Genomic DNA, 22,142 nt, shown 5'->3' on the forward strand with positions numbered 1-22,142 from the left:
TTATCTGCTTCCGGACAGATCGGACAGTCGTCCCTCCGGGCGACCACCCTCGACGACGTCCAGCGCGATCTCCGCAGCCCGGTCCGGATCCGTGAGCAGGACCTCGACCGCGTACCTCAGGTCCCACCGGCCGGCCGCCTGCGCGAGGCCCGCGGCGAGGCCCGCGAGGTGGACCGCGTGCACGACGGAGTCCTCGACCCACCAGTCGACGGGGGCCCCGTCCACGAGCAGGTCGTCGTGCTGCACCCAGGTGTCGGGTGCGTCCGGCAGCAGGGCGCGCACCCCGGCGGGGACGTCGCCGACCTCGCCGCCGGACGTCACCGCGCCGTCGGCCAGGTCGCCGGCGAACGGGAGGTCGAGGAGCGCGGCGGTGGCCTCCGTGCCCGGCACGAGCGCGGCCACGTCGGTGCGCTGGTACCACATGGGGTGGTCGGCGACGGCGGCGTCCTCGGCGTGCACGACGGCCACGCGGCCGGGTCCGACCACCGCGGGCAGCCGCTCCGGGGGCTCGTCGGGAGCCATCGACCGCCACACGGCGACGGCGAGCTCGGGGTCGACCGAGACCCCGATCGGGCCCCAGGCGTCGAGCAGCTGCGTCCAGCCGGCGCCGTCGAGCTCCTCCAGCGACTCCACCCCGCCGAGCGCCCGCTGCACCGAGGCGTCCAGGTGGGCCACGGCGTCCGGTGCGGGAGGCAGGACCACCCCCAGACGGTCCCCCACGGCGAACGGCCGCCCGAGACCCAGGTCCGAGCGTTCGCGCAGCCACCACGACGTGTACGACGGCGCGAGGGCCGACGACTCACCGCGCACCGGGTCGACGAGGGCGCGACGCAGCGCCGGCTCCCCCGCGATGCGTCCGAGCACCTGCGGCCACGCCTCCGGGTCGACCGCGTCGAGGTCCGCGACCGCCACGGCCTCCCCCACGTACGCCCCGCGACCGAGCCGCTCCCCCAGGTGGGCGAGGTAGTCGTCCCAGCCGTCCAGCGACTGCGCGGCCAGCGTCGCCGAGTCCGTGGCGCCGTCGCGCAGCGAGGCTGGGCCCGCCAGGGCGTCGAGATCGTCGGCCAGGACGTCCGGGACACGGACCAGGACCAGGTCGGAGCGCACCCCGACCGCGGTGAGCGTCGGCGCACCCCAGCGGTCCACCGCCTCGGCGGAGACCGTGCCCAGCACGCGGTCGTCGAGCAGCTGCGCCGCGGGCGAGCCGGGCAGGACGAGGCTGTCCGCGGGGGTGCGGTCCCCGTCCGCGGCGGGTAGCGAGAGCAGTCCGAGCCACGGCAGCGCGTCGCTGGGCAGGGTGGTGCCCTCCGCCGCCCCGACGAGGGTGAGGACCGTGTCGACGACGTCGTCGGTCTCGCTCTCGTCGTCGGCGAGGTCCACGACCGCCCGGCGGACCGTGTCCAGGGTGAGCAGGCCCACCGCGTCGGGGGCCTGCGCGCCGAGCCGCTCCAGCACGGGGTGCGCGGCCGCGGGATCGACCACGCGGACACCCCAGCGGCCCAGCGTCGCGAGCGTCCGGTCGCCGAGCCGGGCCGCGAGCTCGGGGTCGAGCACGACGGTGCCGCGCGCGCCACGCACCACCCGACCGTCGGCCAGCGGCACCGGGACGGCCCCCAGCGCCTCGCGCGACTGCGGGTCGTCGGCGAGGAGCGCGAGCGCGTCGTACAGCTCGACCCACCCGCCGTCGCTCGCGGCCGGCAGGTCCTCGACGACGTCCGCCAGCGAGCGGATCTCGACGCCGACGGCCCGCGCCTGCGACTCCCGGCCGGTCGGCAGGATCACCAGCGCGGCCACCCGCCGGCCCAGAGCGGCGAGCGCGCCCGTGTCGTGCACAGAAGAGCCGGCCAGCGCCACGGCCCGCTCGGGGACGACGAGAGCGCCCTCGTCGACGGGTGCTGCGGGGACGAGCAGCGGCGTGCGGGTCAGGCGGTCGACGATGCGGTCCCGCAGAGCCGCGTCGAGGGCACCTGCGGCGAGGCCCGTCGGGACGAGTGCGAGGGCGTCGTGCCCGGCCGACGCGCGACCGTGTGCCAGGCGCGCGAAGACGTCGGCGGCGTGGTCGAGCACGGCCTCGGTGAGGGCGCCCGGGGCCACGTGCCGGCGGGACGGGTCCAGCGGGAAGGTCGCGACGAGCAGGGCGGGCACCGTGCAGGGCTCGTCGGTCGGCGTGGGCGCGTGCACCACCTGCTGCGCACGAGCCAGCTCCGCGCCGCCGCGCGGGAGCGCCCACGTGACGCGCCACGCCCGGGCGGAACGCTCCTCCACCGGGCGGTCCGCCATCAGCGCCAGCGGCAGCTCGCCCTCGCCCGTCGCGACCGTCCAGCGCTCCGCGACGTCCGCCAGGCGCCGGACCGGACCGGTGTCGTCGTCGACCACGATCTCGACCAGGCCCGGCAGCGCGAGCAGCAGCGGGTCGCCGACGTCGTGCAGGAGCGAGCGCACCTCGTCGGCGGCGACCTCGTCGCGCAGCTCCAGGACCACCGCCGTGTCGTACCCGGTCGGCGGGGTGCCCTCCGCGGGGAACGGGAGCCGGAGGGCCGGCAGGGAGCGGTCGCGGCGGCGCACCTCGTCGGCCAGCGCAGGGTTGTCCTCCGACGACTCCGCTAGCAGCTCGGCCGTGTCGGCCACGCTGAACCGCAGACCGCCGGTGGTGGACAGCACCGAGATCTCGTCGGACACCGACCGCACCGCGGCGAACCCCACGCCGAACCGGCCGACCGCCCGGGCGTCGTCCCGCTTGGCCGACGCGCGCATGGAGACCAGCGACGCGACACCGTCCGCGTCCAGGGGTGCACCCGTGTTCGCGGCGACCAGGACCAGGCGGTCGCCTTCCGTGCGCGCCAGCCGCAGGAGCAGCCGACCCGGCACCCCTGCGCGGGTGGCCGCGTCCGCGGCGTTCTGCGCGAGCTCGACGACCACGCGGTCGCGGTAGTAGCCGCGGGCGTGGTCCTCCTCCGTGTTGGCGTCCTCCCGCAGCCGTGCCGGGGAGACCCGCCACGCCCCCAGGACGGCCGCGCGCAGGGCGGCCGTCCCGAAGGCGTCGGCGGTCACGGCTCCGGGTCGGGGCGGGCCGGGGACTCGTCTGCGGAGTCGGAGGTGGTGGTGTCGTCCGGGGCGTCGGTCGACTCGGGGGAATCGACCGACGTGCTGTCGGGACCGGCGTCGTCCGTCGGAGCCTCGTCGGGCTGCGGCTCGGCAACCGGGCTCGGTTCGGACTGGGTCTCGTCCGTCGCGACATCAGCCGACGCGGCCCCGTCGGCGGAGACCTCGTCCACCGCGACCTCGTCGGTCGAAGCCTCGTCCGTCGCGACCTCGTCCGTCGCAACCACGTCGGACGGGCCCTCATCGCTCGGGGCCTCGTCCGCCTGGGGTGCCTCGGGCTGGGCCTCGGCGGCGGGCTGCGTCAGCTGGACCGTCTCGAGGCTGAGCTCGTCGATGAGCGGGTCCGGGGCCGGCCAGTCGGTCGGAGGCGCCTCCGCGTCGGTCTCGGAGTGGGCGCCGCAGCCGTGGTCGACGCTGACGACGACCCCGTCGTCGGGCGACCACTGGTTCGCGCAGACCCCGAAGACGGTGCCGAGCGACCCCCGCAGCGGCACCAGGAACCCGCAGCTGCCGCACGCGGCGGCCGACGCGAGCGACCCGGCGCTCGTCGGACCGTGCGGGCCGCGGTACCAGCGCTCGGCGGCCTCGTCGCGACCCTCCGGCGACAGCACCCGCACGCGGGCCAGGGCGAGCTCGTCGATCGCGACGTCGTCGAGCTCGGGGTCCCCGGTCGGGGTCCAGCCGGGCTCGAGCCGCGGGTCGTCGGCCTTGAACGGCAGGACGTCGCCGGGGCCGATGTCGCCGGGGCGGATGCGCTCGGACCACGGCAGCCAGGCCTGGCCGAGCACCGCGTCGGGGCCGGGCAGCAGCTCGGCCTCGCAGACGGTGGCGGTGCGGCCGCGCGGCACGCGGGCGACCGTGACGGTCCACTCCCAGCCGCGGTAGCCGCGGGCGGCGGAGGCGAACCGGTGGGACACCAGCCGCTCGCCCTCGACGACGAGGCCGAGGTACTCGCCGACGTCGGAGGGGTCCTCGGCCAGGCCGACGGCGACCTCGCGGGCCAGGTCGACGGCCGATCCGAGGACCGCGTCCTTGGTTGCTGCAGGCATGCTCAGGCCTCGATGTCGTCCGCGACGGCTCGCAGCAGGGCGGCGTACTGAACCCCACGAGCCTTCTCGGGGTAGCGGCCACGACGCAGGTCGTTGCCGACGCGGTCGAGGACCTTGATGAGGTCCTCGATGATGACGGCCATGTCGTCGGCGGGCTTGCGCGACGCCTTCGCGACAGACGGCACGGGGTCCAGCAGCTTGACCGACAGGGCCTGCGGACCACGGCGGCCGTCGGCGACGCCGTAGTCGACCTTGGCGCCGGGCTTGGGTGCGTTGACGCCCTCGGGCAGCGCCGACGCGTGCAGGAAGACCTCGCCGCCGTCGTCGCCGGCGATGAACCCGAAGCCGCGCTCGGTGTCGAACCACTTGACCTTGCCGGTAGGCACGGTGAACCCCGTTCATGAGAAGAAGACGTACTGGCCTCAAGGTTACCGGCCGCGGCCCGCGAAAATCCCCGCCGGGCCGCACCTGACCGGGAAGGGCGTGGGTCGGACGGGCGTTGTGCAGGTGATGACCCCCGACACCACCGCCCGCGCGAGGCTCGAGGAGCTCCGCGCCGTGACCCTCGAGCGCCTGTCCGCGCTGGAGGGCGAGCACCGCGCGGTCGTCGATGCGTCCCGCGACAGCAACGCCGACGACGAGCACGACCCCGAGGGCTCGACGATCGCCTTCGAGCGGGCACAGGTGGATGCGCTGGTCCGGGACGCGCTCGCGCGCCTGGAGTCGGTGGACGACGCGCTGCGACGGATCGACGACGGCACCTACGGGACCTGCACCCGGTGCGGTGAGCCGATCGCGGCGGGGCGGCTCGAGGCGCGCCCGACGGCGACGACCTGTGTGGGCTGCGCGGGGCGCTGACCTGGCCTACGGCGCGATCGTGAACTCCGGCTCCGGCACGTTCAGGAGGTTCTCGATCATGATCCGGTCCTCCTCGGACACCCCGGAGAGGTCGAGCGGGACGCTGGACGGGAGACACCCCTCCGGCAGCGGCGGCTCGGCGTCGGGGTCCCAGGCGGCTGGCGCGACCGCGCAGTAGCCCTGGGCGACGAGCACCTCGGTGAGCGGGTCCAGCTCCCCTGGACCGCCGACGGACCGGGGCTCGCCACCGGTGAGCTGGGTGGAGGCGCAGAGCACCAGGCCGTTCGGCGGAGCGCTCGAGGGGATGTCGGGGCAGTCGACGTCCATCACGGCCTCCACCTCGTCCAGCGACGCGAGCTCCCGGTCCTGCCACCCGTCCGCACCCAGCCGGATCCGCATCGCGTCACCGTCGGTTCCAGCGGCGGCTGCTCCTGTCCACAGGAGCGCCCCGCAGGCGACGACGGTCGTCACCGCGAGGGACGCGGCGGCACGCGGTCGCTGCTCGTGACCCTCACCCACCGTGCGCTCCCCGCTGCTGGACGGACGTCAGCGGAATGTAGCGAGACGGTCCGGCACTCCGGGGCACTCTCGACGACGGGTCATCCGTCCGCGCGTCAGTTCACCCGCCCTCGGCGAGCCGGTCGAGCGCCAGCGCCGCGAGCACGGCCGGGCCCACGGCGAGCGACTCCTCGGCGAACCGGGCCTGCGCGGAGTGGTTGTAGGCGGCGGTCGCGGGGTCCTCGCCGGGAGGGGTCGCGCCGAGCCCGAAGTACGCGCCGGGCACCTCCTGGAGCAGGTAGGAGAAGTCCTCGGCGCCGGACAGCGGCTGCGGGGCGGTCAGGTACGCCTGCTCGCCGAGCATGCCGCGGACGAGGCCGGCCAGGCGGTCCACCTCGGCGGGCGTGTTCGAGGTGACCGGGTACCCGCGCCGGTAGTCGACGGTCGCCGTCAGTCCGTGGGCTGCGGCGATGCCGTCGACCACCCGGGTCAGGCGCTCGGGGACCACGGCGTGCGTCGCCTCGGAGAACGACCGGACGGTCGCCTCCAGCACGGCGGTCGCGGGGATGACGTTGTTCGTCGTGCCGGCCGCGATCCTGCCGACGGTGACGACGACGGGGTCGAACACGTCGAACTGCCGCGTGACCATCGCCTGCAGCGCGAGGACGATCTCCGCGGCGACGGGCACCGGGTCCGCCGCGAGGTGCGGCATCGACCCGTGACCGCCGCGGCCGTGGACCGTGACGACGACCGAGTCGGCGGCGGCCAGCATGGTGCCGGCCTTGGACGCGACCAGCCCGGTGGGCAGCACGGACGACATCACGTGCAGGCCGTACACGGCGACGACGCGGGAGCCGGCCGCGTCGAGGACACCTTCCTCGATCATGAGGCGCGCCCCGTGGTCGCCCTCCTCGCCGGGCTGGAACATCAGGACGACGTCGCCGGCGAGCTCGTCGCGACGGTCGGCCAGCAACCGTGCGGCGCCGACGAGGCCCGCGACGTGCAGGTCGTGCCCGCAGGCGTGCATGACCCCGTCGCGCTCGGAGGTGAACGGCTCGCCGGTGTCCTCGGTGACGGGGAGGGCGTCCATGTCCCCGCGCAGCAGGACGGCGGGACCGGGCCGACCGCCGCGCAGCACGGCGACCACGGAGCTGAGCCCGGTGCCCCTGCGGACCTCGAGGCCGAGCAGCGCGATCGCGTCCAGCACGAGCTGCTGGGTGGTGGGCAGGTGGAGACCGATCTCCGGGCTGCGGTGCAGGGCACGGCGCAGCTCGACGAGCGACGGCAGCTGCGCGGTGGCGTCGGAGCGCAGGGCGGCGAGGGTCTCGGGCGAGAGGGTCACGGGCGGGCCTCCGGGCGGGTGCGGGTTCGCGACGAGCCTGCCAGACGGTCGCCACCTGTTACTGGTGGGTAGCCATACCCCCGTCGGCGCCCTGCGCCGCGTAAGGTTGTGCGGATGCCCACGTTCACCGGTTACCTGCGCGAACGGAGCGACGACGAGCTCGTCGCGCTCCTGCGCAGCCGTCCGGACCTGGCGTCACCGTCGCCCGCGACCCTGTCGTCCCTCGCGGTCCGCGCGACCAGCCGGTCCAGCCTCGAGCGCGCGCTCGCCGGCGTGGACGCGAGCGTGCTGCAGGTGCTCGAGGCCGTCGTAGCGCTCGCCGACCCCGGCCCGGTCACGGCGGCGGACCTCGCCGCGGCGGTCGGCGCGACCGACGAGGCCGGGGTCGCGCTGGTCGAGCGGGCGCTGCGGCTCGCGGTCGTCGGCACCCTCGTCTACCCGGAGTCCGACGCCTCCGACGCACCGCTCCAGGCGTCGCCCGGCCTCGCGGAGATCCTCGGTCCCTACCCGGCGGGCCTCGCGTCGGCCGACGCGGGCATCCGCCGCGGCACCCCCGCAGAGCCGGTCGACCTCGACGACCTGCCGACGCTCCTGCGCACCGCACCCGCCGGCGCGCGCCCGGTGCTGGACGCCCTGCTGTGGGGTCCGCCGATCGGCCTGGCGCCGTCCAACAGCACCGCGGCCGCCGCGGCCGTCGACTGGCTGCTCCGTCGCCACCTGCTCCTCCCCGGCGACTCGCGCCATGTCGTCCTGCCCCGCGCGGTCGCCCTGGCGCTGCGCGGCGGACGCACCCACACCTCCCCCGCGTTCCCGCCGCTGCTGCCGGACGACGTCCCCCACCGGAGCCACACGCTCGTCGCCGCCGAGTCGGCCGCTGCGGGCGAGCGCATCGTGCTCCTCGTCGCCCGGCTGATCCGCCTCTGGGAGCAGGCGCCGCCCGGCGTGCTGCGCGGCGGCGGCCTGGGCGTGCGCGAGCTGCGGCGCGTGGCGTCCACCCTGGAGACGGACGAGGCCGAGGCGGCCTTCGTCATCGAGCTGGCGGGCGCCGCCGCGTTCGTGGCCGACGACGGCGAGGACAACCCGTCGTTCGCCCCGACGGTCGCGGTCGACGAGTGGGCCGTGCGCGACGTGCCCGACCGGTGGGCCGCCCTGGCCCGCACGTGGCGTTCGACGATGCGCACCCCGTGGCTCGTCGGGGGTCGCGACGACCGCGGCGGGGTGCGGGCCGCGCTGGACCCCGAGCTGCAGCGCACCTGGGCACCGCGGCTGCGTCGGGCCGTGCTCGACGTCCTCGCGGACACCCCACCGGGAACCGCGCTGGATGCCGCGCACGTCGTCGCCGTGCTGCGCTGGCGCACCCCGCGGTCCGTGCCGCCGCCCGCCGCCGTCCACGCGATGCTCGTCGAGGCGGGTCGCCTCGGCATCCTCGGTGCGGGCGCGCTGTCCGACGCCGGCCGCGCCCTGCTCCTGGAGACGGCTCCTCTGGTCGGCGCCGCCGACCCCGCGGACGCGCTCGCCGCAGCGCTGCCGCCCGCCGTGGACGAGATCCTCCTGCAGGGCGACCTGACGGGTGTCGTCCCGGGACGGCCCAGCCCGGAGCTCGAGGACCTCCTGGACCGCACGGCCCACGTCGAGTCCCGCGGTGGCGCGCTCACCGTCCGGTTCACCCCGGAGTCCGTCCGCCGCGCCCTGGACGCCGGGTCGACCGCAGACGGCCTGCTCGCCGAGCTGGCCACCCACTCGCGCGCGGGCGTGCCGCAGCCGCTCGAGTACCTGGTCCGCGATGCCGCCCGGCGCCACGGCCGGCTGCGCGTCGGGTCGGCCTCGGGCTACGTGCGGGCCGACGACCCCTCCCTGCTGGCCGGTCTGGCCGAGGACCCCCGGCTCGCGTCGCTCGGCCTGATCCGCCTGGCGCCGACCGTCCTGGCGGCCCAGGCGCCGGCCCGTGAGCTGGTCGAGGCCCTGCGCGCCCACGGTCTGGCGCCCGTCGCCGAGGGGCCGGACGGGCAGGTCGTGCACGTGGTGTCGTCGATCCGTCGCGTGGGCCGTCGCGCCACCGCGGGTGCCCGCCGCCGGGCGTCGGACGCGGCCCCCACGAGCGCCCGCGAGGCCCTCACCGACGAGCGCCTGCTCGCCCTGGTGCCGCAGCTGCGGCGGGCGGAGGCGGAGCGCAAGGCCGACGAGGCCGAGCGGGTTCCGGGCACGATCCTGCCGACGCCCGCCCGGCGGCCGGCGACCACGCCGAGCGCGCCACCGCCGGGTGCGGGAACAGCCGACCCCGTCGACGCGTTGGTGCTCCTGCGCGAGGCGGCGGCCGAGAAGGCCGAGGTGTGGGTCGAGCTGGTCGGCTCCCACGGCGTCCCGCAGCGGCGGCTCCTGCGACCCCTGCGGGTCGAGGGCGGCCGGCTGCGGGCCATCGACACCGCTCGTGAGTCCGAGCTGACGGTTGCGGTGCACCGCATCGCGACCGTCACCCGCGCGACAGCACCGTCAGACGAGCATCAGGAGACTTCGTGACCAACGGCCCCCTCATCGTGCAGAGCGACAAGACGCTCCTGCTCGAGGTCGACCACGACCAGGCGGAGGCCTGCCGTCGCGCGATCGCCCCGTTCGCGGAGCTGGAGCGCGCACCCGAGCACGTGCACACCTACCGCCTGACGCCGCTGGGCCTGTGGAACGCGCGCGCCGCGGGCCACGACGCCGAGCAGGTGGTCGACGTCCTCCTCGAGTACTCGCGCTACCCCGTGCCGCACGCCCTGCTCGTCGACGTCGCCGACACCATGTCCCGGTACGGCCGCCTGCAGCTGATCCAGGACCCGGTGCACGGCCTGATCCTGCACGCCCTGGACCCGGCGGTCCTGGTCGAGGTGGTCCGGTCCAAGCGCACCGCCGGCCTGCTCGGCGCCCGCATCGACGCGACCGACGTCATCGTCCACCCCTCCGAGCGCGGTCACCTCAAGCAGGTGCTGCTCAAGCTCGGCTGGCCGGCCGAGGACCTGGCCGGGTACGTCAACGGCGAGGCGCACCAGATCGACCTCCTCGAGGACGGCTGGGCGCTGCGCCCGTACCAGCAGCAGGCCGTCGACGGCTTCTTCCACGGCGGCTCCGGCGTCGTGGTCCTGCCCTGTGGCGCCGGCAAGACGCTGGTCGGTGCGGGGGCGATGGCCCGCTCGTCGACGACGACCCTGATCCTGGTGACCAACACGGTCAGCGCCCGGCAGTGGCGCGACGAGCTGGTCAAGCGCACCTCGCTCACCGAGGACGAGATCGGCGAGTACTCCGGTGCCCGCAAGGAGATCCGCCCGGTCACCATCGCGACGTACCAGGTGCTCACGACGAAGCGGAAGGGCGTCTACACGCACCTCGAGCTGCTCGACGCCCGCGACTGGGGCCTCGTGGTCTACGACGAGGTCCACCTCCTCCCGGCGCCGATCTTCCGGATGACCGCGGACCTGCAGGCGCGCCGGCGCCTCGGCCTGACCGCCACCCTGGTGCGCGAGGACGGTCGCGAGGACGAGGTGTTCAGCCTCATCGGGCCCAAGCGGTTCGACGCCCCCTGGAAGGACATCGAGGCCCAGGGCTACATCGCGCCCGCCGACTGCGTCGAGGTCCGCCTCACGCTTCCCGACGCCGACCGCATGGCCTACGCGACCGCCGAGCCGGAGGAGCGGTACCGGCTCGCCGCGACCGCCCGCGGCAAGAACCGGGTGGTCGAGCAGCTCGTCGCCAAGCACGAGGGCGACCCGACCCTGGTGATCGGCCAGTACCTCGACCAGCTCCACACGCTCGCGGAGCACCTGGACGCGGATCTCATCACCGGCGAGACCACCGTGCACGAGCGCCAGCGGCTGTTCGACGCGTTCCGGGCCGGCGAGATCACCAAGCTCGTCGTGAGCAAGGTCGCCAACTTCTCCATCGACCTGCCCGAGGCGTCCGTCGCCATCCAGGTGTCCGGCTCGTTCGGGTCCCGCCAGGAGGAGGCGCAGCGGCTCGGCCGGATCATGCGCCCCAAGGGCGACGGGCGGACCGCGCACTTCTACACGGTCGTCGCCCGCGACACCGTCGACCAGGACTTCGCCGCCCACCGGCAGCGCTTCCTGGCCGAGCAGGGGTACGCGTACTCGATCGTGGACGCGGAGGACCTCGGCTTGGACCCGGCGACGGACCTTCCCTCCTGACATGGCGAGAGCGCCCGACCCCCAGGGGTCGGGCGCTCTGCTGTGTGCTCAGACGGAGACGGCCTCGGGCTCGTCGGCGCTCGCGCGCACGTGCGCGGCGAACGACTCGGCCAGCGTGCGGCCCACGGTCTCGACCTCGTCCTGACGCGCGGCGTAGGCGGCCAGCACGGCGTCGGTGTCGACGTCGTCGTGGCTGTCGGCCCAGCCGCGCAGGGTCTCCGCGCCGGCCTCGGGGTGGAACTGCACGCCCCACGCCGACCCGATGCGGAACGCCTGGTACGGGTACATGGCCGACGACGCCAGCCAGACCGCGCCGCGGGGCAGGTCGACGACGGCGTCCGCGTGCATGCTCGGCTGCGGGGTGCTGTGACGGCTGTCCGCGAGCGCCGCGACGGCTCCGACGACCGCGTCACCGGCGGCCTCGGGGCGCCAGCGCACGTCGACGATCCCGGACTCGCGCCCGGGAGGGGCCGCTACCTGCACGCGGCCGCCACGCGCTGCGGCGAGCAGCTGGGCGCCGAGGCAGATGCCGAGAGTGGGGACGCCCTGGGTGCTCGCGTCGGCGAGCAGCGCGCGCAGCTCCGGCAGCCACGGGGCGCTTGCGTCGTCGTACGTCGACGTGTGCCCGCCGAGGACGACGAGGCCGTCGCCGACCTCGCCCGCGACGGGAACGCTCTCACCGGCGAACGCCGCGACGATGCGCAGCTCGACGTCGCCGAGCCACTCGCCGAAGCGGTCGAGGGGGACGTCGGGAGAGCTCTGGATGACGGTGACGACCGGGCGACGGTCGCCGTGCAGGGGGGTGGTCACGCGGAGACGGTACCCCCGTCGGGAGGCCCGTCGACAGGGAACGGACGACCTATCTGTCCCCTTGCAGGTCAACTGTCCATATTTGCCGGGCGGATGAATCTGTCACGCGTGCGCGTCATCACAGCCGCGGGCACGTGCCCCTTCGGCATTCACCCAGCGAACTCCCAGGGATCCGGTCCAGACTCGACCTATGTCGACACCCCACGCGTCGGGCACGCCGGAAGCACGCCTGCTCGTCGTCGACGACGAGCCGAACATCCGTGAGCTGCTGGCGACCTCCCTGCGCTTCGCCGGGTTCGAGGTCTACGCCGCCGCCGACGGAGGCTCCGCACTGCGCCTCGCGCGCGAGGTCGAGCCGGACCTCGTGGTGCTCGACGTGATGCTCCCCGACATGGACGGGTTCACCGTCACCCGGCGGCTGCGGGAGAAGGGCCAGCACGTCCCCGTGCTCTTCCTCACCGCGCGAGACGACACGGCCGACAAGGTCCAGGGCCTGACCGTCGGCGGCGACGACTACGTCACCAAGCCGTTCAGCCTGGAGGAGGTCGTCGCCCGGATCCGCGCGGTCCTGCGGCGGACACGCCCGGGTCTCGACGACGACAGCAGCGTGCTGCGGTACGCCGACCTGGAGCTCGACGAGGACTCCCACGAGGTGGTCCGCGCCGGGCACCCCGTCGACTTGTCCCCCACCGAGTTCAAGCTCCTGCGCTACCTGATGCTCAACCCCGGCCGCGTGCTGTCGAAGTCGCAGATCCTCGACCACGTCTGGCAGTACGACTGGGGCGGCGACGCGAACATCGTCGAGTCCTACATCTCTTATCTGCGGCGCAAGGTCGACCACCTCGACGACGCCGACGGCCGACGCCTGCCTCCGCTGATCCACACCAAGCGCGGGGTGGGCTACCTGCTGCGCGAGTCGTCGTGACGGCTGCGCCGACGGACGAGGTGGCCGTCGAGCCGGCAGCACCACCAGCGCCCGACCCTCCGCGCCGGCTGGCGGGGCTGCGGGACTGGTGGGCCGGGACGACGCTCGTCGCCCGGCTGGTCAGCATCGTGACGGTCCTGCTCGCCGTCGGCCTGGTCCTGGCGGGTGCCACCAGCGCCGCGCTGCTCGAGGGCACGCTCGTCGGGCAGGTCGACAACAAGCTGCGGACCGAGAGCGAGGAGCTGGCCCAGAACACGGTGCAGTCGCTCAGCCGCGGCTTCGGCAGCAGCATGACGCCCAGCGACTACTACGTCCGCGTCGAGGTCGGCACGGTCGACGACGAGTCCATCTCGCCGACCGCCGCCTCGCGGTACGGCACCCCGACGGTCCCCGACCTGACCACCGCGCAGCTCGAGGCCAGCGAGGGTGAGCCGTTCACGGTCGACTCCACGCGGCCCGGCTCCTCCTGGCGAGCCGTCGCGTACCCGATCTACACCGCCGACGGCACGCCGGCCGGCTCGATCGTCGTCGCCCTCCCCCTGGGCGACATCGAGCGCACTGTCCGGCACATGAGCCTGGTCCTGCTCCTCAGCGGCCTCGGCATCGTGCTCCTCGGCGCCGCAGCGGGCGCGTGGGCGGTCCGCCGGTCCCTGAAGCCGCTGCGCGAGATCGAGACGACCGCCGCCGCGATCGCCGCCGGCGACCTCTCCCAGCGCGTGCCCGCCGCGTCCGAGCACACCGAGGTCGGCCGCCTGTCCGCGGCCCTCAACGGGATGCTCGCGCAGATCGAGCAGGCGTTCGGCGCGCAGACCGCGTCCGAGGCCCGCATGCGCCGGTTCGTCGCCGACGCCTCGCACGAGCTCCGCACCCCCCTGGCCACCATCCGCGGCTACGGCGAGCTGTACCGGATGGGCGCGCTGACCACGACCGACCAGGTCGACGACACCATGCGCCGCATCGAGCAGTCCGCCACCCGCATGGGCGCGCTCGTCGAGGACCTGCTCGCGCTCGCCCGGCTCGACGAGGGCCGCCCGATGCGCACCGGCCCCGTCGACCTCACGGTGCTCGCCGCCGACGCCGTCAGCGACCTGCACGCCCTCGACCCCGCACGGCCCACCCGGCTGGTCCCGCTCGAGGACGGTGCGCAGAGCGGTCCGTGCGTCGTCGTCGGCGAGGAGTCGCGACTGCGTCAGGTGCTCGCGAACCTCGTCGGCAACGCCGTTCAGCACACACCTTCCGGCACGCCGGTCGAGATCGCCGTCGGCCTCCTGCCGTCCGGCGAGGGCGCGATCGAGGTGCGCGACCACGGGCCCGGCATCGACCCGGAGCACGCCGCCCGCGTGTTCGAGCGGTTCTACCGGGTGGACGCCAGCCGCGGCCGCGACTCCGGCGGGGCGGGCCTGGGCATGGCCATCGTCGCTGCGATCGTCTCCGCGCACCACGGTTCGGTGCGCCTGGCGCAGACGCCCGGAGGCGGTACGACCGTCCGTGTCACGCTCCCCGGTACGGACCACGAGGCTCAGGTCTGAGGGCTACCATGGCGGGTTCCTACCGTCGGAGTAAGGCTGATCCATGGGCGTCCATGACGCACCGCAGTGGTTGTTGTCCGCATTCGTGCGCAGCGCCGTCGGGGCCGGTGCCACCGCCCCGACCGAGCAGATCCGCGACGCCGGCCAGGCCCTCGTGGACCGTTGGGGCTCGCCCGGGCGGTCGTTCCACAACCTGAAGCACCTGGTCGACGTGCTCATCCGCGTCGACGAGCTGGTGGAGGAGACCCACCAGCCCGACGTCGTGCGGCTCGCCGCCTGGTACCACGGCGCGATCTTCGACGCCGCCGACCGCAAGGCGTACGCCAACCGCGGCGGCGAGGACGAGATCGCCAGCGCGCGTCTCGCCTTCGACGAGCTGATCGCCCTCGGCGTCCCCGAGGCCCGCGCCCAGCGCGTGCACGACCTCGTCGTGGCCCTCGTCCGGCACGCTCCGAACCCCGCGGACTTCGACTGCGCGGTCCTGTGCGACGCCGACCTGGCGATGCTCGCCACCGAGCCCCAGAAGTACAAGGCGTACGTGCAGGACATCCGTGCCGAGTACTCGCACCTGCCGCTCGAGGACTACGTGCGGGCCCGTGTCCGCATCATCCACAAGCTCCTCGCGCGGCCCTCGCTGTTCGTCAGCCCCCTCGGGTCCGCCTGGGAGGAGCCTGCTCGGCAGAACCTGTCGGGCGAGCTGCAGCGGCTGGAGAAGGAGCTGCGCGGGATCGACGCCGCCGCCGCCGAGGCCGCCGCGTCCAACACCGGCCGCGGGGCCGACGCCGAGGGCTCGAACGCCGCTCGCACCTGAGAAGTCCGGCCGTCGGCGACCGGCGTCAGGCCGAGTCGAGCAGGTGACGCGACGGCACGTAGTCGACCTTCCAGTCGGTGTAGACGCCGAGCCGACCGTCCGCGTGGCAGCGCAGGGCGACGCTGATCCACCGGACCTCGCCGTCGTCAAGGAGCGAGTAGCCGACCGCGACGTCGAACAGGTCCCCGCCGCACGGACAGGTCGCTTCACCGAACTCGCAGTCGTCCACGTAGTCGGCGGTATCGAGCATCTCGACCTCGTCCTCGCACCCGGGGCAGGCGCGGACGGCTGCGCCCTCGTCGTCATCGACGAGCACGTAGAACCCCAGCGCCTCGCCGCACGACCCGCAGACCGGGTGGACGGTGACCGTGACCGCGTAGCCGCCCGCCTCGTAGTCGACGAGATAGCTGTCCAGGTCAGCGGCCTCCGTGCCTCGCCAGACCGCGCCCCTCCGAGTGATCGTCACTCGCAGAACGTACCGGTGCGGCCCCGAGCCGCCCACAGCCCGCCGTCGTGTCCCGAACACCACCGTTGCCGCCGTCCGCACGTCCCACCTACCGGCGCTCCCCTAGCGTCGTCGGACATGAGCCGGGACCGCCCGGCCCTCACCGACGGAGGTCTCATGAGCAGGTACGAGGTCGACAGCGCGCAGGTCGCGACCGCGGCAGCGAGCGTCCAGGCGCGCGCGGGAACGATCCGCAGTGAGGTCGCCGCGATGCACCGACAGCTGGCGGAGCTGCAGGGGTCGTGGCGCGGGGCGGCTGCCACGGCGTTCACCGGGGTGCTGGCCGACTGGACAGCCACCGAGACGCGCCTCGACGCGTCGCTGGAGCAGATCGTCGCGGCCATGCAGTCGGCGGCCCGCACGTACGCCGAGGCCGAGACGCAGGCGTCCCGCCTGTTCACCGTGTAGCCGGCGCCCGGACGTGCCTACGCTCGGGCGGTGACCGTGCTCGTGGATCCCCCGATGTGGCCGAACCACGGCATGCTCTGGGGGCACCTGGTCAGCGACTCGTCGCTGGAGGAGCTGCACGCGTTCGCCGCCCGGGCCGGCATCCCGGAGCGCGGGTTCGACCGGGACCACTACGACGTGCCGGACCAGCGGATCGAGGAGCTGGTCGCGCTCGGGGCGGAGCTGGTGAGCGCCAAGGAGCTGATCCGTCGGCTGCGGGCGTCGGGGCTGCGGGTGCCGGCGCGGGACCGTGTGCGGCGCCACTAGTCGAGCTGCTCTCGGGTCGGTCGACAGCCACCTGAGTGCCGGGTCCGACAGGGTGCCCCGACTTGCCCTCAGAGCCCCCGCCGCAACGCCTCCACCCAGCCGCCGGCCGAGGTGATGTCGGCGCCCGCGGCCCCGGACTCGGCCGTGCAGCCGAAGCCGACCACCCAGGTGCCGTCCGCGAGCTCCACCTGTCCCAGTGACATCGGGGCAGGCAGGTCGGCAAGCATCCGGCCCAGTGCGCCGGGCGAGAGCCGCCAGACCTCTCCCGCGATCGGCGCGCCCGCACCCGGGCCGGCTCGCACCAGACCTGGCTTGCGGGGCTGCGTGTCGAGCGCGACCAGGCGGTACGCGTCGGACGTGCGGACCTCGCGGAGGAACCGGGCGCCGAGCTCGTCGAGCTGGCCGTTGAGCGGCTGGCCCCGCAGGTGGGCTCCGACCACGAGGACATCGACGCCGGTCTCGACGAGGAGCGGGGCCGCCGCGTCGCCCGTACCGGCCGGCAGGCCCGCCGCGGGTGGGTCGTCCGTGCTTGGCAGGAGGCGGGCTGCCAGGTCGAGGGCCAGCTGGTCGTCGAACGCGCGGGACAGCACGGTGATCCCGAACGGGCCACCGTCCGCTTCTCCTGCGGGGATCGCGACGGCCGCCATGTCGAGGAGGTTCACGAAGTTCGTGTACGTCCCCAGGCGGCGGTTGATGGCTACAGGGTCGGCTTGCACCGCGGCGATCGTCGGGTGCTCGGTGGTGGTCGGCAGCAGGAGCAGGTCGCAGCTGTCCAGGACCTGGGCGGCCTCGACTTTGGCGGCGGCCAGGTGCGCGCGGTCCGCGACGTACGCGTGCGCGGGGGTGTCCTGGCCGGACAGGATGATCGACCGCACCGTCGGGTCCGCATCCGGAGCGGCGGCGAGGAACGCACCGACGGCCTCGTACCGCTCCGCGACGATCGCGCCGTCGTAGAGCAGGCGCGCGGCGGAGAGCATGCCGCTGATGTCGACGGTCCTCACCTGCGCGCCCGTGGCCCGGACGGCCTCGACCGAGGCGTCGAACGCCGCCCGCCAGCCCGGTGAGAGAGGGCCTAGGTCCTCGTCACGCGGCACCGCGACGACCGGTGCGGACCGCAGCCCGAGGCGCACGTCGACGGGCCAGGGTCGGCGCGCGGGGTCCGTCGGGTCCGTGCCGATCATCGTGCGGGTGGCCGCGACGCCGAGGTCGAGGTCGCGGGTGAACGTCGTGACGACGTCGTAGTTGCGGCAGGCGGGGACCACCCCCGTGGTGGGGACGAGGCCGAGGGTCGTCTTGATGCCGACCAGTGTCCCGAACGCCGCCGGGACGCGCCCGGAGCCGGCGGTGTCGGTGCCGATGCCGATGTCCGCGATGCCGAGCGCCACCGCGACCGCCGAGCCTGAGCTCGACCCGCCGGACACACGGTCCGGGAGCGTGGCGTGCCGGACCGCACCGAACGGGCTGCGGACACCGACGAGACCCGTCGCGAACTGGTCGAGGTTCGTCTTGCCGAGGATCACCGCACCCGCGTCGACCAGCGCCTGGATGGCCGGTGCCGTGACCTGCGCCGGACCGGGCCGGCCTGCGGGGTCCGTCGCGAAGGACGGGCACGCGGCCGTCGTCGGCAGCCCGGCGACGTCGATGTTGTCCTTGACCGCGAGCGTGAGCCCTGCCAGCGGCAGCACCGCTCCGGCTGCGAGCCGGGCGTCGACCGCACGGGCGTCGGCGATCGCGGAGGACTCGGACCGGAGGGTGATCCAGACCTCGGGGCGGTCGACCTCGGCGATCCGGGCGTAGGCGCGGCGGACCCGAGTCTCGGAGACTCCTACCCGGAGGGTGCCGTCCGGGTCGGCGAGGGTCGGAGCGCCCGCCACGCCTTCCACGCTGGTCACGCCCTCCATCGTCGTCCGCGTCACGCGCCGACCGCCAGGATCGCCAGGGGCGCGCCGGGCGCGACGTGCTGCCCGGGCTCGACGAGGACCTTCAGGACGGTCCCGTCGGCGGGCGCCGCCACACCGAGCTCGAGCTTCATGGCCTCGAGCGCGATCAGCAGGTCACCCTCCCGGACCTGCTCGCCGGCCTGGGCCTCGATCCGCCAGACGCTCCCGACCATCGGCGCCTCGACCAGGATGCAGCCGTCGAGCAGCTCGATCTCGCCGGGGCCGGCGCCGAGGTCACCGGCGTGCGCTGGCTCCGCCTCGTCGGAGGAGTCGAGCTCGCCAGCGAGCGCCCACGCGGCGCGCTCGTCGGCGAAGGCGGCGGCCTGCCGGAACTGGAACTCGGCGATGTCGTCGGCGTGCTCGGCCAGCATCTCGAGGTGCTCGCGGTAGGAGAACGTGCCGTGCTCGACCTCGACGTCCAGGCGTCCGGACGCAAACGCGTCGCGCTGGGCGAGCAGCTCGTCGGCCGCGACGGGGTGCCAGACGACGCGGTCGAAGAACCGGAGCAGCCAGGGCTTGCCGGGTTCGAACACCCCGCGCTGCCGGTGCCCTGACCAGATGGGCACGGTGCGGCCGACCAGCTGGTAGCCGCCTGGGGAGTCCATGCCGTAGACGCAGAGGTACTGGCCGCCGAGGCCGACGGTGTCGGCCGCGGTCCAGGTGCGCGCCGGGTTGTACTTGGTGGTCATGAGGCGGTGCCGGGGGTCGAGCGGGACGGCCAGCGGGGCGCCGAGGTAGACGTCGCCGAGACCGAGCACCAGGTACTCGGCGGCCATCATCGTGTCGAACACGTCCTCGGTCGACGGCAGGCCGTTGATGCGCCGGACGAACTCGATGTTCGACGGCAGCCAGGGCGCCTCCGGACGGACTCCGGCCTGGTACCGCGCGACCGCCTCGGCGATCACCGGGTCGTCGAACGACAGCGGCAGGTGGATGCGACGGCTCGGCACCACCAGGTCCTCGGTGGCGGGCAGCGAGGCCTCGAGCCCGACGAGGACGTCGACCAGCGCGCGCACCGAGATCACCGACGGGTCGACGTGCACGTGCAGGCTGCGCACGCCGGGCGTGATGTCGATGACGCCACTGGTTCCCTTCAGCGCCTCGCCCAGGGCGTGCACGCGCATGCGCAGGCCGAGGTCCAGCACCATCGGGCCGTACTCGACGAGCACGTTGTCGTCGCCGCCACGCAGGTAGACGACGTCGGGCGTGCCGGCCACCCGGGCGAGCACGCCGTCGTCACCGTCGGGTCCGGTGAGGACGTCCGGGCCGAGGTGCGCGGACGCGCGCAGGGCGTCGTCGGTGCGCAGGGCGTCCGCGGTCGCGTCGGGCACCGGCACCAGCCGGACCGTGTCGCCCGGCCGGATCTGGCCCATCTTCCAGCGATGACCGACGACGACCGTCAGCGGGCAGGCGAACCCGCCGAGGCTCGGACCGTCGGGGCCCAGCAGGATCGGGGTGTCGCCCGAGACGTTCAGCGCGCCGACCGAGTACGGGTTGTCGTGCAGGTTCGACGGGTGCAGCCCGGCCTCGCCGCCGTCGGGCCGCGCCCACTGCGGCTTCGGCCCGGTGAGCCGGATGCCCGTGCGGTTGGCGTGCGTCTGCACCTGCCACGTCGAGGCGTAGAACATCTCCATGTCCGCGGGCGTGAAGTACGACGGCGCGGGCTGCGGCCCTTCCTGGACCGCGACCTCCCACTCGTGCACCAGCTGCGGCCGGACGTCCTCAGGGACCGCGACGGGCGGCGGACCGAGCGGGACCCCGGGCACCAGAGTGTCGCCGACGACGAGCGCGCGGCCGGTGTACCCGCCGAAGCCGCCCATCGAGAAGGTCGACGCCGAGCCGAGGTACAGCGGCACGTCCAGGCCGCCGCGCAGCAGGATGTACGTGCGTAGACCCGCATCGTGCGGTGCGCCGACGTCGAGCACCCCGCCGGCAAGGACCGTCACGGGCTCCCACTGCGGCACGGGCGACCCGTCGACGGTCACGGGCGCGGGCGCACCCGTCACGCAGATCACCGTCTCGTGGCTGAACCGCAGGCGCGGTCCGGTCAGCGTGCACTCCAGGCCGGGCACCCCCTCGGCGTTGCCCAGCGCGCGGTTGCCGAGCCGGAACGAGAGGTCGTCCATCGGCCCCGACGGGGAGATGCCGACGTCCCAGAACCCGAGCCGTCCAGGCCAGTCCTGCACGGTGGTCATCACGCCCGGGCGGACGACGTCGATGTAGGGCTCGTCGTCGGTGACACCCGCCAGCGTCCCGGTGGTGTGCGTCGCGGCGAGCACGTCGGGCAGCCCGACCGCCTCGCGCAGCAGCGGGAGGTTCGTCTGCACCCCGGTGAACCGGGTGGCCGCGAGCGCGCGACGCGACGCCGCGAACGCCTCGGTGCGACCCGGCGCGTGCACGATGACCTTGGCGAGCATCGGGTCGTAGTGGCTGGTCACCTGCTGCCCGGTCTCGGCCCAGGCGTCGACCCGGACGGACGGGTCCTCGGGGTAGACGACCTCGGTGAGCAGGCCCGCGCTCGGCTGGTAGTCCTTGCGGGGGTCCTCGGCGTACACGCGGACCTCGACGGCGTGCCCCTCGATGGCGGGCCCCTCGTCGGGCACCTCGTCGAGGAACGACGAGTCGCCCTGCGCCAGCTGCAGCATCCACGCGACCAGGTCGACGCGGGTCACCGCCTCGGTCACCGGGTGCTCGACCTGCAGGCGGGTGTTGACCTCGAGGAACGACGCCTCGCCGCGGTCGACGTCGTACACGTACTCGACGGTGCCCGCGGACCGGTAGGACACCGAGGCGGTGAGCGCCCGGGCGGACTCGTGGAGCATCGCGCGGACCTCGTCGGGAAGCGCGGGCGCCGGCGCCTCCTCGACCACCTTCTGGTTGCGCCGCTGCAGCGAGCAGTCGCGGTCCCCCAGACTCACCACGCGACCGGCGCCGTCGCCGAACACCTGCACCTCGAGGTGCCGCGCGCGCGACACGAACCTCTCCAGGAACACCCCGGCGCTGCCGAAGCTCGCCGCCGCGAGGCGCTGCACGCGGTCGAACGCGGCCACCAGCTCGTCGGCGTCGGCACACGCCTGCATCCCGATCCCGCCGCCGCCTCCGACGGCCTTGACCATGACGGGGTAGCCGACGACGGACGCTGCCGCGAGCGCCTCGTCGACCGACCCCAGCAGCCCGCTGCCGGCGACCAGCGGCACGCCCGCCGCCTGGGCCGCCTCGCGGGCCTGGTGCTTGTCGCCGAACACCGACAGGTGCGCGGCCGTCGGGCCGACGAACGCGATGCCGGCCGCCTCGACCTCGCGGGCGAACTGGGCGTTCTCCGACAGGAACCCGTACCCGGGGTGGATCGCGCCGGCGCCGGTCTCCGACGCCGCGTGCAGCACGAGCTCGGGCCGCAGGTAGCTCTCGCTCGCGGCCGCGGGGCCGAGGCGCACCGCGACGTCCGCGAGCCGCACGTGCGGGGCTGCGGCGTCCGCGTCGGAGTACACGGCCACCGTCTTGAGGCCGAGGTCGCGCGCGGTGCGCAGGATGCGGACGGCGATCTCGCCGCGGTTGGCCACGAGCAGGGTGTCGAACACGGCGTCCCCCGGATGCGGTCGTGCGTGGGCCGGGCTCGTCCCGTGAGGCGCCCGGCGCGGGATGTATACACCCCGGTATCCGGCACGCTACGGAGGCCGTGTTTCCCGCCCCGCGCCCTCGCGTAAACGGTGCGTTACGCCTACCTGCGCAACGTCCGCACTCGCGCGCACGGGAACCCCCACGAGCGCGGACGTCCCTGCTCGACCCACGCAGCGTCCGCAGATTCGAGCGTCCTGGCGACCGAATCTGCGGACGTCTTGGGCTCAGCTCGCCCAACGTCCGCGCATCCGAGCGTCCCGACG

The 22,142-nt window shown here is 74.5% G+C and carries 17 protein-coding genes; 8 read left to right on the top strand and 9 right to left on the bottom strand.

The annotated features are described in order from the left end of the window. Genes J2X26_RS02105 through J2X26_RS02115 form a run of 3 tightly spaced genes read right to left on the bottom strand, consistent with a single transcriptional unit; the run spans position 1 to position 4,537 of the window. On the bottom strand, positions 1-3,051 hold the full coding sequence (locus tag J2X26_RS02105) for an ATP-binding protein (RefSeq protein WP_307489407.1): 3,051 nt from the start codon (positions 3,049-3,051) through the stop codon (positions 1-3). Beyond that, positions 3,048-4,151 carry a DUF3027 domain-containing protein gene (locus tag J2X26_RS02110; RefSeq protein ID WP_307489409.1) on the bottom strand — a complete coding sequence of 368 codons (1,104 nt, stop codon included), beginning with the start codon at positions 4,149-4,151 and terminating at the stop codon, positions 3,048-3,050. The genes J2X26_RS02105 and J2X26_RS02110 overlap by 4 nt, the downstream gene beginning before the upstream one ends. Positions 4,152-4,153: 2 nt before the next feature. After that, entirely contained in the window at positions 4,154-4,537 is a 384-nt protein-coding gene (locus J2X26_RS02115) for a cold-shock protein (protein ID WP_055917071.1), read from the bottom strand. Between the two features lie 124 nt (positions 4,538-4,661). On the opposite strand from J2X26_RS02115, the gene J2X26_RS02120 reads away from it, so the two are divergent. Continuing rightward, complete coding sequence (locus J2X26_RS02120; RefSeq protein WP_307489413.1) at positions 4,662-5,009, top strand: TraR/DksA family transcriptional regulator; 348 nt, start codon at positions 4,662-4,664, stop codon at positions 5,007-5,009. A gap of 6 nt (positions 5,010-5,015) precedes the next feature. Here the strand turns inward: J2X26_RS02120 and J2X26_RS02125 are convergent, their stop codons facing one another. Continuing rightward, positions 5,016-5,528, bottom strand: coding sequence for a hypothetical protein (locus J2X26_RS02125; protein ID WP_307489414.1), 513 nt, complete (start codon positions 5,526-5,528; stop codon positions 5,016-5,018). Between the two features lie 100 nt (positions 5,529-5,628). Then, positions 5,629-6,849: a M20 metallopeptidase family protein gene (locus tag J2X26_RS02130; RefSeq protein ID WP_307489416.1), complete on the bottom strand. Its 1,221-nt coding sequence runs from the start codon at positions 6,847-6,849 to the stop codon at positions 5,629-5,631. Positions 6,850-6,963: 114 nt separating this feature from the next. On the opposite strand from J2X26_RS02130, the gene J2X26_RS02135 reads away from it, so the two are divergent. Then, positions 6,964-9,366: a helicase-associated domain-containing protein gene (locus tag J2X26_RS02135; RefSeq protein ID WP_307489418.1), complete on the top strand. Its 2,403-nt coding sequence runs from the start codon at positions 6,964-6,966 to the stop codon at positions 9,364-9,366. Further along, positions 9,363-11,027, top strand: coding sequence for a DNA repair helicase XPB (locus J2X26_RS02140; RefSeq protein ID WP_307489420.1), 1,665 nt, complete (start codon positions 9,363-9,365; stop codon positions 11,025-11,027). The genes J2X26_RS02135 and J2X26_RS02140 overlap by 4 nt, the downstream gene beginning before the upstream one ends. A gap of 48 nt (positions 11,028-11,075) precedes the next feature. Here the strand turns inward: J2X26_RS02140 and J2X26_RS02145 are convergent, their stop codons facing one another. Next, positions 11,076-11,837, bottom strand: a complete 762-nt coding sequence (locus J2X26_RS02145) for a type 1 glutamine amidotransferase (protein WP_307489422.1) — start codon at positions 11,835-11,837, stop codon at positions 11,076-11,078. A 190-nt stretch (positions 11,838-12,027) separates the two neighbouring features. Between J2X26_RS02145 and J2X26_RS02150 the strand changes: the two genes are divergently transcribed. The 3 genes from J2X26_RS02150 to J2X26_RS02160 are packed head-to-tail and all read left to right on the top strand — an operon-like array spanning position 12,028 to position 15,102. Next, positions 12,028-12,762: a response regulator transcription factor gene (locus J2X26_RS02150; protein WP_307489424.1), complete on the top strand. Its 735-nt coding sequence runs from the start codon at positions 12,028-12,030 to the stop codon at positions 12,760-12,762. Beyond that, the gene (locus J2X26_RS02155; RefSeq protein WP_307489426.1) at positions 12,759-14,291 is read left to right on the top strand and encodes a sensor histidine kinase; all 1,533 of its coding nucleotides are present in this window, start codon (positions 12,759-12,761) and stop codon (positions 14,289-14,291) included. The genes J2X26_RS02150 and J2X26_RS02155 overlap by 4 nt, the downstream gene beginning before the upstream one ends. A gap of 43 nt (positions 14,292-14,334) precedes the next feature. Continuing rightward, positions 14,335-15,102 (top strand): HD domain-containing protein, encoded by a 768-nt coding sequence (locus J2X26_RS02160; RefSeq protein ID WP_307489427.1) that lies wholly within the window; start codon positions 14,335-14,337, stop codon positions 15,100-15,102. Positions 15,103-15,127: 25 nt separating this feature from the next. Here the strand turns inward: J2X26_RS02160 and J2X26_RS02165 are convergent, their stop codons facing one another. Next, complete coding sequence (locus J2X26_RS02165; protein WP_307489429.1) at positions 15,128-15,568, bottom strand: hypothetical protein; 441 nt, start codon at positions 15,566-15,568, stop codon at positions 15,128-15,130. A 156-nt stretch (positions 15,569-15,724) separates the two neighbouring features. On the opposite strand from J2X26_RS02165, the gene J2X26_RS02170 reads away from it, so the two are divergent. Both J2X26_RS02170 and J2X26_RS02175 read left to right on the top strand, forming a co-directional pair. Beyond that, positions 15,725-16,015, top strand: a complete 291-nt coding sequence (locus J2X26_RS02170) for a WXG100 family type VII secretion target (protein WP_056019522.1) — start codon at positions 15,725-15,727, stop codon at positions 16,013-16,015. Positions 16,016-16,045: 30 nt separating this feature from the next. Continuing rightward, positions 16,046-16,321: a DUF4031 domain-containing protein gene (locus tag J2X26_RS02175; protein ID WP_307489431.1), complete on the top strand. Its 276-nt coding sequence runs from the start codon at positions 16,046-16,048 to the stop codon at positions 16,319-16,321. A 68-nt stretch (positions 16,322-16,389) separates the two neighbouring features. Here the strand turns inward: J2X26_RS02175 and atzF are convergent, their stop codons facing one another. Both atzF and uca read right to left on the bottom strand, forming a co-directional pair. Then, on the bottom strand, positions 16,390-18,213 hold the full coding sequence (atzF, locus tag J2X26_RS02180; RefSeq protein WP_307489433.1) for an allophanate hydrolase: 1,824 nt from the start codon (positions 18,211-18,213) through the stop codon (positions 16,390-16,392). A 20-nt stretch (positions 18,214-18,233) separates the two neighbouring features. After that, complete coding sequence (gene uca, locus J2X26_RS02185) at positions 18,234-21,839, bottom strand: urea carboxylase (protein WP_307489435.1); 3,606 nt, start codon at positions 21,837-21,839, stop codon at positions 18,234-18,236. Positions 21,840-22,142: the final 303 nt, after the last annotated feature.

The sequence above is a fragment of the Cellulomonas humilata genome (assembly GCF_030814415.1).
In the GTDB taxonomy this organism is placed as follows: domain Bacteria; phylum Actinomycetota; class Actinomycetes; order Actinomycetales; family Cellulomonadaceae; genus Cellulomonas; species Cellulomonas humilata_A.